Below are 17,403 nucleotides of genomic sequence, written 5' to 3' on the forward strand. Positions count from 1 at the left end.
TCGATTGTATAGTATACTATGTTTGACCGTATAGCAAAAACACTGAAAAGGAGTTTATTCCCATGAAGTCGCTTTATTATTTCGCTGTTCTTGGTATTTTGCTCGTCTTGATTGCCGGCTGTTCATCAAAATCGGAAAAAGAAAAAGCTAAAGAGCCTGAGCATTCCGGCCAACACGATGCACACACTTTGCCAAATGGAGATCTGCAAGAAACTACCTCTTCCGTTAAAGAAATGCCTACCTTTTTAAATGATAAAAACGATGACATGAAAACTGTCTATTTAGCAGCTGCTCAGCATCCCGATGTGCTTGCCTCGATGCCCTGCTATTGCGGATGCGGCGATTCAGCTGGACATAAGAGCAATTTAAATTGCTTCGTCGCTGACATTTCAGAAAATAAGGTCGTCTGGGACGATCATGGCACCCGCTGTGGCGTATGCTTGGAGATTGCTGCAGAATCCATCCTTATGTCAAAAGAAGGTAAATCACTGCAGGAAATCCGTCAATATATTGATGAAAAATATAAAGAGGGCTACGCCAAGCCTACACCAACTCCAATGCCAGCATAAAAAAGTGTTCCGAAAGCATACAGCTTTCGGAACACTTTTTATGTGGCAAATGAATCACTTACTTAGCCCAATACATCACGCCAAGAGCGCCTAATCCTGTATGCGTTGAAATAATTGGAGTGGTTGTTTCAATTTCAAAATTTTCAAACCCTGTCAACTCGATTAACTTCTCTTTAAGGCGGCTAGCCAATTCATAGCCGTCGGCGTGAACGAGACCGATCTTCATTATTTTTTTTCCTTTCACTTCTTCGGCAATATGAGTAGACAAATATTTAATGACTTGGGCATGGCTTCTTACTTTTGCCACCGGACTCAATTCGCCTGTGTCAAGATTAGCAATGGGCTTTATATTTAAAAGCGACCCGATAAAGCCTTTCGCTTTGCCGATACGCCCGCCCTTTATTAAATTTTCCAGTGTATCGACGACAATATAAAGCTTCGTCTGGGAGCGGATTTCCTGTAGCTGGCGAACGATCGCCTCCATCGGTACTCCTTGTTCAGAAAGCTTGGCTGCTTCCACTACTTGAAAAGAAAGCGCTTTTGAAATATAGCCCGAATCTACCACCGTAACATCCGATTGACTCATTTCCGCTGCTTGTTCAGCAGCTCGTACCGTTCCACTCATCTTTCCTGTCATATGGATAGACAGAATCTGGCTGCCATCTTTTCCTAACTCATCATATAATTCTACAAATCGCCCAACGGAAGGCTGCGAGCTTTTTGGCAATTCATTCGCCTTCTTCATTTCTTCTAGAAATTCATCAGGTGAAATATCAATAGTATCTAGATATGTTTTTCCATCTATGAAAATCGTTAAAGGTACGATCGTAATCCCGTACTGATCCAGCACTTCCTTTTTCAAATCTACTGTTGAATCCGTTACAATCTTAATTTTATGCACGACTCCACATCCTTATCATCAATCAACCTGAGGATATTATAACGTTAAATAAGACAATTAACATCCTCTTCTTTTGACAAAAAAAAGAACGAAGAGGATCTTCGTTCTTGAAAGAAACCTGTTTTTTCTTGCAGACAGATAACGGACAGAGCTCTTTATTGACTTCCTCCGTATGAGGGCAATTGTGCCATAATCTTTTTCGCTTGCTGTTTTCCTTTTTCACTTACCATGCAGCCCCTTACCCCTCTGTTCACTTCTATCCATCCCTTTTCCCTTAGTACATTTACTATGCTTTTTACCTTGCCTTCTCCAATAGACAGACCTTTTTCCATTAATTCCTCGACAATGCGCCTTCTTCCAATACCAAATTTTTGATAAATGATTAGAAGCACATGATCTTCTTCTGAAATCGATTTCTTTACATAATAGGGCTCTTTCAGCTGCTTATCCTTTTCCCATTCAGACATAAAATAGGCCGGCAAATCCTCTAAACTAATTTTTTGTCCCGGGTTTTTCATGCTTACCATGTATTCTACGACATTCACTAGCTCTCTTACATTTCCCGGCCAAGGATGGTGGGTTAAAAAGTCCATCGTTTCTTTGTCTACATACTCATTTACATGATACACATCCTGTTGAGAAAAGAGGTTGAAATAATGATGAACGAGAGGAAGAATATCCTCTCTTCTTTCCCGTAAAGCTACCGTTTGCAACGGCAGAACATTTAACCGGTAGTACAGGTCTTTTCTAAACGATCCATCAATAATTTTACTTACTAGGTCTTGGTTTGTCGCAGCGATAATCCGAATGTCTACAGGTACCTGATGGTTGCCTCCGACTCTTCTTATTTCTCCTTCTTGGATTACTCTTAACAATTTCACTTGCAAATCAAGGGGCGCCTCTCCGATTTCATCCATAAAAATCGTCCCACAATTAGCCTCCTCAAATAGCCCTCTTTTCCCTCCTTTTTTCGCGCCGGTAAATGCTCCTTCTTCATAACCGAATAATTCACTCTCTAAAATAGAAGGAGAGAGCGCTGCGAAGTTCACTGGAACAAAGGGCTGATCAGAGCGTGACGATTCATTATGGATCGCTTGAGCAAGCAGCTCTTTTCCTGTGCCACTTTCCCCTTGAATAAGAATCACAGCATTTCTTCTTGCCATCCGCTTAGCCAATTGAATCATTTTATTCATTTTTTCATTGCGAGTATGCAGATGAGTGAAGTGATAGCGCGCTCTAAATTTACTGCTGTTAATTTTAGAACTGATTACCTTATCTACATACTTAAACGTGTCGTAATTTTCAAGTTCAATTAAATAACAAATGACCTCCTCTTCGTTTTCTACTTTATCTACTGATACGATATATGTATTGTTTTTTAAATGGAAAACTTCTTCCTCATAATGTGGAGCAGTACTTACATCAAATTCTGATCCAAACAAATCTTTCACATTTACATTTAGAAGGATATTCCCTTCAAAAATCCACTTCATTTTCTCATTGGAATAGGTAACATTCCCTTGTTCATCGCAAAACAGTAATGCTTTCGGAAACTTATCGAAAATAGTGGTCAAAAGGAGGTTGGAATGATCTAATTTCTGATTAATGGTTGATAGATACTTTGTTAAGTCAATGATTTCACTCACGAATTCAGAGGAAGCCAACATTCCCGCTTTTTTAAGAACATTTAATTCAGACATGATTTCAGTAATAGTAGTAATGTCAATTTGTCTGTTTCCTATGTCGATCACTTCTTGAATCTCCGGAGGCACAAACCGGCTCTCTCCAGGTGTGATTGCTATGGAACAGGAGGAATAACTCTTAATCCCTGGGTAGTAAGGGGAAAAAGTGAGTGATTGAAATCCGTGCCCCTTCAGTTGTTCAATCGTTTCATAACAACTTTCTTTCGTGTCATTGACTAATAAAATATTTGTTTTTTCTTTTAACATAAAAATCTTTTCGATGTGCCGATAGCTTAGTGCCCGTCTAGCAATGATAATCTTCTTAGCTTCCTGTACCTGTTTGGATACATGGGACAAAATAGGTGCTCCTGTCAACAGCACAATTTTATCTTTAAAGGTTGCCTCTACTCCTTTTTCAATTGAATAACCTCGAATGATTACTTCGTCTCCTAGATAACGTTTAATTTGTTTGGTCATACTCTGCAACGTGTTATCACCTAAAGAAATAATAATCAGTTCCTTCACAGATAGCCCTCCTTCTCTACCAATCCCTCATTTACTAGACTCCCATTTTTAGCAGTTGGTCTCAGTATAAATAATAGGAGCATAATAAAAAAGAGTGAGTTCACCCCACTCTCATTCATTGTTCCTGCACAAATTGAATATGCTGCATACCTTGTTATTCAAATACCCCTTTCTTTAATAGCTGATAATCTCTCATAAATGGGACCCCATTAACCCATACATCACGTATTTCCATATTTTCATCCATTAAGACGATATCTGCATAGCTTTGCTCTGTTATTGTCCCCCTGAATGGATAAACACCTATCCCTTTTGCCGGAGTAATGGTGAACGGCTTTAATGCATCCTCCATTGAAAGCCCTTGTTCATTCACCAGTTCTTTTAAGGCCTCAATTGTGGGTTCGAACCCGGCTACTTCCAACCCTTCCAATTCACCTGTTTTATTAAATACCGGCATGCTGCCATTCGCATCAGAACTAACAGTAATTTGACTGATTGCCACACCGTGATCCAGCAGATACTTGAGCGCTTGGGCAGCAGACAGTCGGCTGCCTTTTTTCTTTGTATTTATATTTGACGTAATATCTACAAGTCCCCCGCGATTGGCATATTCTATCGAAGCTTCTAACAAATCCTCACTGCGATTAATATGCGTTGGGCTAAATAAACTAATCGGCAAATCTGTTTCATACAGAATCTCATAGAGAGTATTGTAATGGTTTTTTCCCATTCCCATATGCAAATGAATGAATCCTTTTTTGCCCGAAAGCATAGAAGCTACTCTTACGTGTGAGGCCAACCTTTTCAATTCTTCTTTTGTGACATAAGAAGAACGGTGATCCTCAATCGCAAGCTTCAATCCTAATACTTCCTGGAAGAACATAATGTCTTCCCTCACGTCTCCGGTAAGTGTACTGGGCGGATAGCCATATCCTCCTGTTAGAATATAAGCATTCATTCCTTCTTCGTTTAAAGATTTAGCCTTAGACAATAAGCTTTTTGAATTCCGCCCTATATCATTTGTCCCCAGCAGGCCGACCACAGTAGAAATCCCATTTCTTATTAAAGATCCTAATTGAACTTCAGGTGTGCTTGAAGAGAACCCACCTTCACCGCCGCCTCCGGTAATATGAACATGACGATCGATTAGTCCTGGTATACATATCGTATGTTTTCCATTAATAATTTCAACATCTATCCCGCTTATTATAATGTCATCATCTATTTTAATAATTTTATCTCCCGCAATAAGAACGTCTTTTTCCCCTGCATACTCTGGTGAATAAACGTTTGTCTGTTTAATTACTTTCAACATTGTGTTTCCCCCTGCAACCGTTTAAATTTTATATTGAAAATCATCCTCTTTTGATGATTGTCCTCCTGTAGCAGCTTTGACTTTTTCAATTGAAAACCCAGTGTATCCATAAATAATGGCAAAAATAAACCCGACGTAACACATGACAGCCCAAGGTAAAAACTCTATGACGGGTACTCCCAGAGTGCTTGACATATAAACTCCAGCTAAAGACCAAGGAACGATTGGGACTACTACAGTACCGGAGTCTTCCAACGTCCTTGAAAGATTTTTAGCATGTAATCCTCTTTCAGCATATACATTTCTAAAAAGCTCACCTGGTATTAAGATAGACAAGTATGAGCTTCCCGTTGTGACTGCAATCGTAATGCAAGACAATACTGTAGCCAAAATTAAACTGCCTGTTGACTTTGCCTTTTCATTCACTTTTTCCAATACGACTTCTAAGCATCCTACCTTACTGATTACCCCAGCAAAAGCGAAAGAACAAAAAGCAATTAAAGTGGTTCCCATCATCGAGCTCATTCCGCCACGATTGAGCAAACCTGAAACGTCTTCCGGTATTGTAGAAACATCTACCGTTCCTGACATCATACTGATGTTGAACCCGCTGACAGTTGCCAAGAAAGCATTTTCAACAGATATACCTTGAAACACAATTCCAAGAATAATAGCAGTTGTGGAAGAAGCAATCATGACTGGAATAGTTGGATATTTTAAAATGGAACCGGCTAAAACGATAATAATAGGGACCACCAATAAAACATTCCAATCAAATGTAGAGGTTAACATGGATATCATTTCATTCAAGCCCTCTTGGTTATTTCCACCTTTTACTTCCATCATTTTACCTGCAATGAAATAAACAATTACTCCGATAATAGCGGCTGGAATAGTTGTATACATCATATGTTTTATATGTTCATACAATTTGCTTCCTGCCGCAGCTGGGGCTAAGTTTGTGGTATCGGAAAGAGGAGACAACTTATCTCCAAAATAAGCCCCAGCTACGACCGCACCCGCTGTAACCGGCAGTGAAACGCCTTGAACGAGCGCAATTCCCATCACTGCCACTCCAATCGTTCCTGCCGATCCCCACGAAGTACCGGTAAATGTTGAAACGATAGCTGCCACAAAAAAAGCAGTGATCAATAAGTAATTAGGATCGATTAATTTCAACCCATAGAAAATCATCATTGGAATCGTTCCTGAAACCATCCATGTGCCTATTAAAATACCCACAGTAATTAAAATAAGAATAGCAGACATCGATTTAGCTGTTGTTTGAACAATTCCTTCTTGCATCTCTTCCCATGAAACCCCTAAACTTTTTCCAATAAGAGCGGCGATGGCTGCGGCGATTAGAAGCAATGGCTCTGCCCTTAAATGAAACACACCGTATCCTATTCCCAGCAGTAGCAGCAAGGCGATGATAGGAGTGATGGCTAACATAAGACCGGGCTTCTTTTTCATCCTAAATTCCTCCTCTTTACTTTATCTATCTTTTATAATGCAATAATCATGCCATTCGTAAATTAATCAGAATTTACTGACATCTGTGTACTATAAGCATGCTATCTCTTGTTGAAAGGGATAAAATGGGATAAAATACACCCATTGGACCGTTTAATCCCTTTCAACAAGTCCGTTTTATGCTCTGGCTTTCCAATGCTATTTTGACAAGACAACAAAAAAGAGTTCGGAATGTTTTCATCCGAACTCTTTTTATCGAGCCGTCAAATCGAAGACGTTTTTCGATTCCACTCTTTATTAAGCTAGAAGTGAACGATCACTTAGGAGGGCTTCGCCGCGAATTCTTTGGAATTCCGCCAGCAGCTTTTCTACCGTCAGATCCGGCTTTTCTTTTTCGTTTGCCTGGAAAATAATTTGACCTTTATCCATCATAATAAGGCGGTTGCCAAGATCTAGCGCCTGCTGCATATTGTGGGTAACCATTAGAGTTGTTAATTGAAACTTTTCAACAATTTCTTTTGTTAACTTTGTGATCAAATCTGCTCTTGCCGGGTCAAGCGCGGCTGTATGTTCATCCAGAAGTAAAATATCCGGTTTTGTAAATGTAGCCATCAACAAGGAGAGTGCCTGCCGCTCTCCGCCGGACAGCAGTCCTACCTTGGCCTGCAGGCGGTTTTCCAAACCAAGATGAAGAATTTCAAGCTGCTCACGAAAGAATTCGCGGCGCTTTTTAGTGACTCCAAATTGAAGCGATCTTGGCTTGGTTCGGTTATAGGCCAGCGCCAAATTTTCTTCAATGGTCATTGTCGGTGCCGTTCCAGCAAGTGGATTTTGAAAAACCCGGCCGATTTTTCTAGCTCGCTTATGCTCAGACATGGAAGTCATATTCGTACCATTAATATTTACTGTTCCATAATCAGGGAAAATATTTCCGGAAATGATGTTCATTAAAGTCGACTTTCCAGCTCCGTTACTTCCGATAACGGTTACGAAGTCACCTGGCTGCATTTGTAAATATAACTGATTCAGTGCAATTTTCTCATCCGGAGTACCTTCATAGAAAACTTTATAAATCTGATCTAGCTGCAGCAACCTGATCCCCTCCATTTGGCTTGGCCGAACTTAATTGTGCGGCCCGTTTTTTCTTTCTTGCTCCGGCTTTTTGCTTATCAATTAATTTAGGGACAACCAAAGCAAAGATAACAATAATAGCCGTAATCAACTTCATGTCACCTGTTTCAAGAAAATCTGCTCTTAGGGCCAATGTGACGATCAAACGATATAAAATAGCTCCGATCAATACAGCAAGTGTAGCCCTAACAATCGTTGCATTTCCGATGACAGCTTCTCCAATAATAACTGAAGCCAACCCAATAATAATCATCCCGATTCCCATTCCAACGTCACTGAATCCGTTATATTGAGCAACTAATGCTCCTGAAAAGGCAACTAATGCATTGGAAATACCTAATCCGAGAACTTTGAGCCAATCGGTGTTAGCTGAAAAGCTTCGCACCATTCCGTCATTGTCACCGACTGCCCGCAAGCTTAAGCCGATTTCTGTTTTAAGGAAGACGTCAACGATTTTCTTAATAGCAAAAGCTATGATGAACATAACAATGAGGATTCCCCAGGTAGAAGGAACATAATCAGCTAAACCAATAGAAGACAATAGACTTTGCATCATGTTGTCGAACCCTAATCCTTGCCACCAGGAAGTAATCTTGGTGATCACTGTTTCTTCCGAAAGAAGCGGCACATTCGGTTTATCCATAATGCGTAGGTTGATAGAATAAAGGGCAATCATCATTAAAATACCAGATAATAACGGATTAATTTTTCCTTTTGTATGAAGAATACCCGTCACACATCCCGCCAAAAACCCGGCTACCAATGCTCCAACGGTTGCAAGGAAAGGATTGACGCCGGAGATAATTAATACTGCGGCCGTTGCTCCTCCTGTTACAAAGCTCCCGTCAACTGTTAAATCAGGAAAGTCTAATATTCTAAAGGATAGATACACTCCCAAAGCCATAATGGCATAGATAACACCAACTTCTACTGAGCCAAATAAGGCTGTAAACATATAAATCTCCCCCTATTGGACGGATGATAAGGAGGCTTTGGCTAAGCCTCCTCATTTATTACTTTACAAATTCCGCTTCTTTTTTCCATTCGTCTTTAATTGGAATATTCATTTCTTTTGCTGCATTCTCATTAATAAGCAGCTTTAAATTTTGTGGAGGCTGTACAGCCATATCACCTGGCTTCTCTCCGTCTTTTAATATTTTCACTGCCATTTGTCCCGCTTCATAGCCAATGTCATAGTACTCAAAGCCGAAGGCCGCAAATCCGCCGCGCTTTACAGAATCAAGCTCACCAACAAATAAAGGTATATCTTTTTGGTTGGCCACTTGAACAACTGATTCAAGTGCAGATACAACCGTATTGTCCGTAATGATATAAATCATGTCAGCTTTTCCAGCAAGTGACTCGGTAGCCTGCTTTACCTCTGAAGAAGCCGATACCGTTACTGGCACCATTTTTAAACCATTTTTCTCCATGACTTTTTTCACTTCATCTACTTGGGCGACAGAGTTTTGTTCTCCCGCGTTATAAATAACACCTACACGCTTTCCTTCAAACTCTTTAGCCATAAATTCGATCGTTTTCGGGATTGCCTCTGGGTGCAAATCTGTTGTTCCTGTAAGATTTCCGCCCGGCTTTTCAGGGTCTTTTACTAAACCTGCTGCCTTCGCATCTGTAACTGAAGTGAAAACAATCGGAATATCTTTCGTCGCATTTAATGCGCCTGTAGCACTTGGAGTAGAGTTTGCGAATATTAAATCTACTTTGTCCCCGGCAAAGTTATTGGCGATGGTCTGATTGTTATTTTGATCGCCCTGAGCAATCTGCACATCATAATCTGCTTCTATCCCAGCATCTTCTAAAGCTTTCTTAAAGCCTTTGTAAGCGTTATCAAGGGATGGATGCTCAACAATTTGCGTAACGCCAATCTGGTACTTTTCCTCGCCCTTTCCTGAGGCTTCTTGTCCTTTTTCTTTGCTTTCTTCTCCGCAGCCAGCCAATAAAAGAGCACTCGCTATCCCAGCTGCCGTCATCCCTTTTATCCACTTTTTCATTCAATCTCCCCCTTTAGTCCCTATATTTCTGAAAATTTTGTACCTCTCTCTAAGATAAATTTATTATGCTTGAAAGGAAACAGAAAATCAAGTGTTTTCAGAATATTATTAAATTCGGTTTTTGGCGTTAATGCTTTTGTGCGTCATAGCATGAAAACTGAGTTTTCTCATAACTTTTATTTTTTGCATATTATCCAAAAAAAGCTTTCTTTGCATTTTTATCTGTTTTTTCTGACTATTAAAATCACCAAAATTACTATGCTTAAAAGCGGTTGTCCCTCTCCGGCAGCAAAATATAATCGTTAAACAGATTTGAAGACACCTTTGGAAAGTGACCATTTGGAAAAGGTAAAAGTCCAGTCGTACTTTCTCACAAATAAATAACGGTATGGCTATGTTTTGCTCAGTCATCGCAGAGAAGTACTTTTCTTGCTTTAAAATTTAGTGAGGGAGAACTCAAATAGAAAGCAAGAGATTAGCCTCTCTTGCTTTCTTTATTTATATAGCGTTATGGTGGTTGGAGACTAGGCAAACAATGCCTTTTGCTTGTCAGCCAACAGGATCTTCCTTCTCTTTCATCCATATTTTTTATTTTAACTATAAATGAATGGAAGCCCATCCCGAAGGTTGGCTTCCAAAAAGAAACACGAATTCCTTCTATTATCTTCTTTTATAAATTCGGAAATAATATTCATAAGGATTGCGTTCGTTTTTGTCCCCTTGCTTTTCAGAAATGAGCTGCCAGTCCTCCCACTCAATGACATCAGGGAAAAATGTATCTCCTGGAAAAGAATGTTGGATAGCCGTTACATAAAGTTTATCCGCGTAAGGCATCATTTGTTCAAAGATTTCTGCCCCACCCGTGATAAATAGTTCCTCTTCATTCTTAGCTCTTTCGAACAGTTCTTCAAAAGAATGAACAACTGTGCAGCCAGCTGCTTTGTAATTTTTATCGCGGGTAATAATAATATTCTCGCGTCCCGGGAGCGGCTTGCCAATTGATTCATATGTTTTTCTGCCCATTACAATCGGATGGCCCATGGTTGTCTCTTTAAAAAACTTTAAATCCTCAGGAATTCGCCATGGTAAAGTATTATCCTTACCCATCACTCCATTTTCATCCATTGCCCAGATAAAAGAAATCACTCTCGTCACCTTCTTTTCAATTTGCCGTTGTACAGTCTTCAATAGAAAATACGGCTCATTTTACTCTTCCTCAAGTATTCTCACTTTTTCTTATGATTTGTAATCCTTGTTGGTCCAGAGCATAATGAATGCCTTGCTGTAATGTTGAGAAACAAGGCACTCCATCTATCTCATAGCCGCTCTGGGTAATTTGCATGCTCAGCTCCGGTGCTATTCCAACTAGCAGGCAACTCGTTCCCAGCAGAGAGGCTGCCTGGACAAACTTTTGCAGAAAAGATAACGTATACTCATCGACACCTTTTATCCCTGTCAAATCAAGAATGAGATAGGACGCCTGATAATTCGGCAAATTGAGCAGCGTTCTATTTAACAGCTCTTCCGCCCTGAACTCCTCATACTTTCCTACAAGAGGAATAACCAAGATCGATTCAATAACAGGAATAATAGGAGACGATATATCTTTAATAATGTCGGAAAGTATTTTTGTTCGCTCAGAAATACTCTTTTCCAATTCTCTTTGAGCTTGTTGCTCTTCTTCCTGAAACATGGCCTTAACATTTAATGTAGGCGTTATGTGAGAAGGGAAAAATTCATATTCAGTATAATCATCTCCCTCAATCTGGCTTTTTAAAATTTTGTACCAGATGTTCGCGTTAAATAGCCCACTCAACACACCAGCCCAATGCCCCGGCAGGAAAGTACCTTCCTCTTCCTTTTGCTGAGCTACATTAATTTTATACTCCCAGCTATTCTTTACTCGGACAATCGCTGTCTTTTCTTCTTCTGAAAAAGACTGAATCCCTGTGACGCCCCATCCGGCCGTCAAGTATGTATTCGGTAGTTTTTCTAAAATCGTTCCAACGTCCCCAATGGATTCCAAATAAAAGTTACTTACAATTCTCCCTGTCCTGTAGCCAGCCGTCTCCAACACAAGCTTAGCTGCCTTTTCGCCTGATATTTCTTCAATGGAATCAAGCAATGTTTTAAAAGCAGTGTTCACCCAGAATAAAACGACTTCATCATTTTCAAATTTCAATGTCCCTTTTTCCAAATCCCAATCAAATAGAGAACCTTGAACATTTATCTCGTAGTTTGCCAACTTGAATGACCTCCACTATTTTTGCACGAATAATCCTGCTAGTATGTTGTTCCATCAGGCGAAAAAGAATCCGCTCATCTTATAAGGAAACATGCCCTTTCATTATAATAGTGCGATGAGGGCATTGTAAATTCAAATGGAATAGGGGACAGTAATAAAAAGCAGTGGAATGATTCACACTCCACTGCTTGCCTCCATATGTTCAAACTGCTACAGGCGCTTTAATAGGACCATGAGGATGGTAGCCGATTAACTCTATATCTTCTATAGAAAAGTCAAAAATATGTTTCACCCCAGAGTTCAACTTTAACTGCGGAAGCTCTCGCGGCTCTCTCAACAACTGCTTTTCCACCTGCTCCACATGGTTAGAGTAGATGTGCACATCAGCTCCTGTATAAATTAACTCGCCAACTTCCAACCCACACTCATGGGCAATTAAATGGGTAAGCAAGGCGTAGGAAGCAATGTTGAAAGGCAGTCCTAGGAAAACATCGTTTGAGCGCATGTTAAACATGCAGCTAAGCTTTCCATCTACCACATAAAATTGAAAAGCGTAGTGACAAGGAGGCAGCTGCTGATTTTTAAGCTCTGAGGCACTCCAGGCGTTGCAAAGCAGGCGCCGTGAATCCGGGTTTCGTTTAATTTCATCAATAATATACTGAATTTGATCGTATACTTCCCCATCTGCCCCTTCCCAGCTGCGCCACTGCTTGCCATATACACTTCCTAAATCACCAAATTTTTGAGCAAAAGCATCGTCATTCAGTACGTTCTCTTGGTAAATGGCAAGCTGCTCTTCATACATCCGCTTAAATTCTTCGTCTTTTTGGCTTCTAAGGCCAAAATCTTTCATATCCGGGCCGTCATATTCCTCAGACTCTACCCACTTTTGAAATCCCCATTCATCCCAAATATGATTATTATTTTGCAACAGATAGCGGAGATTCGTATCTCCTTTTAAAAACCACAAAAGCTCGCTGACAATGAGCCGGAAAGGAACCCGTTTTGTCGTTAGCAACGGAAAACCTTCCTGCAAGTCAAAACGCATTTGATAGCCAAATATACTAATGGTCCCTGTTCCTGTTCGATCTTCTTTTCTTCTTCCTTCTTTTAAAATATATCGGCATAAATCTAAATATTGCTGTTCATTCTTACTCATTCTGTTCACTCCTTGTTCGTCACACCGGCTGCCGTCTCTTTTTCACCTACTTCCATTGTTCCGAAATGAAAGAGAGACGTCGGCCGGATTTGTTGATGAAAGCCCAGATTGGAAAACCGGCTGGATTGATAATGGTCCTTTAATACGATTCGTTGCTTAGCCACTCGGAGTGCTTCTTGAATGGTCTCCTGTGTCAGCTCATCCTGAACAGCAAGCTTTCTCAGTCCCGCGATTCCTTCTGAAGTCAATATAGGCTTTGTAAACATTGGATCAAAGTAAACAACGTCAACCGACTGATCAGGGAGAGAGGCTAGCACCTGCTGATAAGAGCCGCTAATGACATGGATTCGCTTCATAGCCTCGCCCAACTCACGCAGCGATGATTCCCACTCGTTCAACCCATGCTTCACCATATAAGCAAGTACAGGGTTCCCCTCTATTCCCGTCACACGGCCGGATGGCCCGATTACAAAGCTTGCTGCAATGCTATCCGATGCCAGACCTAATGTGCAATCCAGCAGAGACATTCCCGGTTTTAGCCCGGAGGCCGTGATAAAAGGATCATCCTCTCCTCTCATTAACCGTTTCACTCGAAAAGAAGCAGAATTTGGATGAAAGAAAAAAGGCTCTTCTGCATCGGACGCGTAAAATTCCAGCCGATTTTTAGCAACAATCAGACAATCTGAATCATAATCAGCCTGGAGAGAGGCAACCGATCGTTTGTTCCTTTTTACAAACGGGCAGTCCAGTTCAGCGGCTGCCCTTCTCGCTTTTTCTTCGATTTTTTTATTAGTACGTGCAGATGTCGATACAATCATCTTTTCTCCTGTAAAAAAGGATGCCCGGAGACATCCTTTGTTTATTTGCAGTATTGGTCGAATGCTTTTGTTAAATCTTGAATAATGGAACCTATATCGTTTCCTTCAATGTGTTCCCTCGGGACGAAATGAACGACTTCCTGGCCCTTTAATAATGCCATTGATGGGGAAGATGGTTCATAGCCATCAAAAAACTCACGCATTTGAGCAGTCGCTTCCCGGTCTTGTCCAGCAAATACCGTTACTAAATGCTCAGGTGCCGGCTCATGCATAGTGGCTTGTACTGCAGCAGGACGAGCAAGCCCGGCAGCGCAGCCGCAAACAGAATTTACTACTACAAGTGTTGTTCCTTCTACAGTGGAAATAAATTCATTCACTTCTTCTGCTGTCGTCAACTCTTTAAACCCAGCATTCGTTAATTCAGCTCGCATCGGTGCAGCCATTTGCTTCATATATTCTTCATAAGCATTTGTCATGTTTTATCCCTCCATTAATCATTTTTCTCTTGCTTCCGTCATTTGCTTCCAAACAGACCCCTTTGCTTCCTCACCGACTTGAATGCGCTCAATCGCCATTTTAACCTGCATTTGCACTTCAAATTCCGGATCATTCTCTGCTTTCTTTAAGGCAGGCAAAGCTGTTTCATCGCCGACTTCATACAAAAACATAGCGGCCCGCCAGCGGACAATTTTACTTTTATCTTCAAGAGCCTTACACATAGCTGGAATCGCTTCTTTGAAACCAAGATCAGAAAGGCAATCACCAGCCGTGCGGCGAACTGTTACCGTTGCATCATTCAGCCCCTCATATAAAAGCGGCAAAACTTGTTTGTCTTCGAGCATGCCGATATAAACAACAGCTAGACGGCGAATGGCTGGTTTGCCGTCTCTCAGAGCCAGCTGTAAGACAGGCAGATCTTCCTCAGTAGGGTCTTCCATCTGCTCAAGCCATTGATAACGCCGGCGCCAGTCTTCCTCTTCCTGCCACATAGATGTGGTGATTTTTAAGCCGCGCCGTTTTACCTCGGGTATTGCCTTGCCCTCCGCTCCGGCAGCGGCCAATCCTTCTAGACGCTCACGAGGATAGGCGGCAACAATCTCTTCCAGCGTTTCTTTTCCGACTTCATTCAAATCGCCGTAGCGAATGCCGAACTCCTCCCACTTTCTTTGAAGCACATAGTTATCATCTGTTAGCTGCGCTTTTTTGAATGCTTCCAAGAAATAATCAGGCAGCGGAAAGCGTTTTTCTTCCGTGGCAGAGGTTAGTTTCAGCTGAATAGGGATTCCTTTAAATGTTTGGATAGATGCCTGCACTTCTCCATACGCCTCTTCTGTCCCTTTCGGAGCGTTATCTCCTGAAACAGCTTCGCCGAACACTTCTCTCACTTGCGGAAGCAAGCCTTGCCAATCATATTTTCCATTGCGTTCAATCGCTAAAAAATCAGCCACATGGTAGACGCCCTTTATTCCTTCGATAGAAAGGATAGATTGAATCTCTTTTGGGGCTCCTTCTCCAGCTCCAGCTTTATAATTGTTGCTTTTGCCCGCAGGCAGTTCTTCGTCCAAAATTACTTTCATTGTATTCGGACTTGGTGTAGGTTCAATTTTTAAAATACGCAAAGTGAACGGCTCCTTTCACAATCTTTACCGCCATTCTACCATAGATAAAACAACTGGCGCTTTCTTTTGCTCACTGCATGAATTCTGATAAATAGCTCCAGCGTTCAATGAGCTGCTCCAGCTTTTCATTGAGCTGTTCCAGTTCCATGCTTAACTGCTGAGCTTTTTCAAAATCGCTGCCCACTGCTTCCAATTCTTCGTCCGCTTGAGCTATACGATCTTCTACTTTAGCAATCTCTTCTTCAATGGTTTCCCATTCCCGTTGTTCATGATAGCTTAGCTTTTTCTTTGGCTTTTCTTTGACAGGCTCAACTTTCGTCTCTTTAACGGGTGCCTCCTCTAGCTTTTCAGCCATGGCCTGTTCGGCTAAATAGTCACTATACTGACCATAGTAGGATCCGATTACACCATCGCCCTCAAAGATAAGCAGCCGATCCGCCGTCTTATCCAGGAAGTAACGGTCATGTGACACGGTGATAACGACTCCAGGAAAATCCTCCAAGTAATCTTCAAGCACAGTCAGCGTCTCTGTATCCAGATCATTTGTTGGTTCATCCAGCAGCAAGACATTTGGCTGTGTCATTAACAGTTTCAATAAATAAAGGCGTCGCTTCTCTCCGCCGGATAGCTTGTAAATCGGTGTACCATGGGCATGCATAGGAAAAAGAAAACGCTCAAGCATTTGAGCAGCAGAAATTCTTTCTCCTGTCTTTGTTGTTATAATCTCTGCGGACTCGCGGATATAAGCAATCATACGCATATTTTCGTCCATGTCTGTCCGCTCTTGTGTATAATAAGCAATCTTCACTGTTTGACCGGTTATCATTTCTCCGCAATCAAATGGCAGTTTTCCAGCGAGCAAGTTCATAAAAGTAGACTTGCCGCTTCCGTTTTTTCCAATAACGCCAAAACGGTCTCCAGGTTTTACGAGCAAGTTAAAGTCCTTCAGGATCGCTTGGCCATCAAATGATTTAGAAACATTTCTTAGCTCAAACACTTGTTTGCCGAGCCGGCTACCCTTTACCGACAAATCAACCTGCTCTTTTTTTGGTCCTTGACCGAGTGCGCCTTCTAATTGTTCAAAGCGGCCAATCCGCGCTTTTTGTTTCGTTGTTCTTGCTTTAGCGCCCCGGCGCATCCAGGCCAGCTCCCGGCGATATAAATTTCTTCGTTTGTCTTCTTCGGCAGCCTGTTGTTCCTCACGCTCTGCCTTGGCAGCAATATAATCCTGATAGTTGCCTTTATATGTATATAGACGGCCATGGTCAAGCTCGAACATTCTATTTGTCACTCTATCCAAAAAGTACCGGTCATGGGTAACGAGCAGCACGGCTCCGGAATATTTGCTTAAGTACTCTTCCAGCCAGCGGATCGTTTCATAATCTAAATGGTTCGTTGGTTCATCAAGGATTAACAAATCAGGCGTTTCAATCAATACTTGCGCAAGCGCCACCCGCTTTTTCTGCCCGCCGGACAGCTCGCTGATTTTTCGGCTAAAATCAGGGATACCCAATCTTGTTAAAATCGCTTCGGCATTTGTGTTTGCTTCCCAGGCACCTAGTGCATCCATCTGCTTTTGCAGCTCAAACAACTGCTCGGCTACCTCTTGATCCTGTGGATCCTGTTCGAGCTGTTTTAATGTGCTTTCATATTCTTTTAGCAATTGAATCACTGGTGCGTCACTTAAAAATACTTGATCCATTACAGTCAACTCCGGATTCATTTCCGGTTCCTGTTCTAAATAAGCAATCGTATAATCATTCGGGCAAACAATCTCCCCGCTGTCAGGCATGTCTTTTCCTGCGACGATTTTTAACAGACTAGATTTTCCTGTGCCATTCACACCAATCAAGCCAGCCCGTTCTTTTTCGGCAATGGAAAAAGTGATCTCGTCAAACAGCAATTTTTCTCCGTACGATTTTGACATATCTTGCACAGTAAGTGCTCTCATTTT

15 protein-coding genes are annotated in these 17,403 nt (G+C 41.4%); 1 reads left to right on the forward strand and 14 read right to left on the reverse strand.

Annotation, left to right across the window (positions count from 1 at the left end):
• The first annotated feature begins 62 nt into the window (after positions 1 to 62).
• Positions 63 to 569, forward strand: coding sequence for a PCYCGC motif-containing (lipo)protein (locus CJ483_RS04905; protein ID WP_120032434.1), 507 nt, complete (start codon positions 63 to 65; stop codon positions 567 to 569).
• Between the two features lie 58 nt (positions 570 to 627).
• Here the strand turns inward: CJ483_RS04905 and CJ483_RS04910 are convergent, their stop codons facing one another.
• The 14 genes from CJ483_RS04910 to CJ483_RS04980 form a co-directional block, all read right to left on the reverse strand.
• Positions 628 to 1,470, reverse strand: coding sequence for a DegV family protein (locus CJ483_RS04910; protein WP_120032436.1), 843 nt, complete (start codon positions 1,468 to 1,470; stop codon positions 628 to 630).
• A gap of 155 nt (positions 1,471 to 1,625) precedes the next feature.
• Entirely contained in the window at positions 1,626 to 3,677 is a 2,052-nt protein-coding gene (locus CJ483_RS04915) for a sigma-54 interaction domain-containing protein (RefSeq protein ID WP_120032438.1), read from the reverse strand.
• A gap of 154 nt (positions 3,678 to 3,831) precedes the next feature.
• Positions 3,832 to 4,992 carry a beta-aspartyl-peptidase gene (gene iadA / locus CJ483_RS04920; RefSeq protein WP_120032440.1) on the reverse strand — a complete coding sequence of 387 codons (1,161 nt, stop codon included), beginning with the start codon at positions 4,990 to 4,992 and terminating at the stop codon, positions 3,832 to 3,834.
• Between the two features lie 21 nt (positions 4,993 to 5,013).
• Positions 5,014 to 6,465, reverse strand: a complete 1,452-nt coding sequence (gene nhaC / locus CJ483_RS04925; protein WP_120032442.1) for a Na+/H+ antiporter NhaC — start codon at positions 6,463 to 6,465, stop codon at positions 5,014 to 5,016.
• A gap of 297 nt (positions 6,466 to 6,762) precedes the next feature.
• Positions 6,763 to 7,557: an ABC transporter ATP-binding protein gene (locus tag CJ483_RS04930; protein ID WP_120032444.1), complete on the reverse strand. Its 795-nt coding sequence runs from the start codon at positions 7,555 to 7,557 to the stop codon at positions 6,763 to 6,765.
• Entirely contained in the window at positions 7,532 to 8,551 is a 1,020-nt protein-coding gene (locus CJ483_RS04935; RefSeq protein WP_120032446.1) for an ABC transporter permease, read from the reverse strand. The genes CJ483_RS04930 and CJ483_RS04935 overlap by 26 nt, the downstream gene beginning before the upstream one ends.
• Positions 8,552 to 8,609: 58 nt before the next feature.
• On the reverse strand, positions 8,610 to 9,608 hold the full coding sequence (locus CJ483_RS04940; protein ID WP_120032448.1) for an ABC transporter substrate-binding protein: 999 nt from the start codon (positions 9,606 to 9,608) through the stop codon (positions 8,610 to 8,612).
• A gap of 660 nt (positions 9,609 to 10,268) precedes the next feature.
• Entirely contained in the window at positions 10,269 to 10,754 is a 486-nt protein-coding gene (locus CJ483_RS04950; RefSeq protein WP_120032452.1) for a dihydrofolate reductase, read from the reverse strand.
• A gap of 70 nt (positions 10,755 to 10,824) precedes the next feature.
• Positions 10,825 to 11,853 carry an STAS domain-containing protein gene (locus tag CJ483_RS04955; RefSeq protein ID WP_120032454.1) on the reverse strand — a complete coding sequence of 343 codons (1,029 nt, stop codon included), beginning with the start codon at positions 11,851 to 11,853 and terminating at the stop codon, positions 10,825 to 10,827.
• A 202-nt stretch (positions 11,854 to 12,055) separates the two neighbouring features.
• On the reverse strand, positions 12,056 to 13,012 hold the full coding sequence (locus CJ483_RS04960; RefSeq protein ID WP_120032456.1) for a thymidylate synthase: 957 nt from the start codon (positions 13,010 to 13,012) through the stop codon (positions 12,056 to 12,058).
• Positions 13,013 to 13,017: 5 nt separating this feature from the next.
• Entirely contained in the window at positions 13,018 to 13,830 is an 813-nt protein-coding gene (locus CJ483_RS04965) for a class I SAM-dependent methyltransferase (RefSeq protein ID WP_120032458.1), read from the reverse strand.
• Positions 13,831 to 13,871: 41 nt separating this feature from the next.
• Positions 13,872 to 14,306, reverse strand: coding sequence for a BrxA/BrxB family bacilliredoxin (locus CJ483_RS04970; RefSeq protein WP_120032460.1), 435 nt, complete (start codon positions 14,304 to 14,306; stop codon positions 13,872 to 13,874).
• 18 nt (positions 14,307 to 14,324) lie between these two features.
• Entirely contained in the window at positions 14,325 to 15,449 is a 1,125-nt protein-coding gene (locus CJ483_RS04975) for a conserved virulence factor C family protein (protein ID WP_120032462.1), read from the reverse strand.
• Positions 15,450 to 15,519: 70 nt separating this feature from the next.
• Entirely contained in the window at positions 15,520 to 17,400 is a 1,881-nt protein-coding gene (locus CJ483_RS04980; RefSeq protein ID WP_120032464.1) for an ABC-F family ATP-binding cassette domain-containing protein, read from the reverse strand.
• Positions 17,401 to 17,403 lie beyond the last annotated feature (3 nt).

This window comes from Bacillus sp. PK3_68 (assembly GCF_003600835.1).
Classification (GTDB): Bacteria; Bacillota; Bacilli; order Bacillales; family Domibacillaceae; genus Pseudobacillus.

Excerpts from the sequence above, each read along its gene's own strand:
- CJ483_RS04935 (WP_120032446.1), bottom strand. The coding sequence starts at position 8,551 with ATGTTTACAGCCTTATTTGGCTCAGTAGAAGTTGGTGTTATCTATGCC.
- nhaC (WP_120032442.1), bottom strand. The coding sequence starts at position 6,465 with ATGAAAAAGAAGCCCGGTCTTATGTTAGCCATCACTCCTATCATCGCC.
- CJ483_RS04905 (WP_120032434.1), top strand. The coding sequence starts at position 63 with ATGAAGTCGCTTTATTATTTCGCTGTTCTTGGTATTTTGCTCGTCTTG.
- CJ483_RS04965 (WP_120032458.1), bottom strand. The coding sequence starts at position 13,830 with ATGATTGTATCGACATCTGCACGTACTAATAAAAAAATCGAAGAAAAA.
- iadA (WP_120032440.1), bottom strand. The coding sequence starts at position 4,992 with ATGTTGAAAGTAATTAAACAGACAAACGTTTATTCACCAGAGTATGCA.
- CJ483_RS04970 (WP_120032460.1), bottom strand. The coding sequence starts at position 14,306 with ATGACAAATGCTTATGAAGAATATATGAAGCAAATGGCTGCACCGATG.
- CJ483_RS04960 (WP_120032456.1), bottom strand. The coding sequence starts at position 13,012 with ATGAGTAAGAATGAACAGCAATATTTAGATTTATGCCGATATATTTTA.
- CJ483_RS04980 (WP_120032464.1), bottom strand. The coding sequence starts at position 17,400 with ATGAGAGCACTTACTGTGCAAGATATGTCAAAATCGTACGGAGAAAAA.
- CJ483_RS04940 (WP_120032448.1), bottom strand. The coding sequence starts at position 9,608 with ATGAAAAAGTGGATAAAAGGGATGACGGCAGCTGGGATAGCGAGTGCT.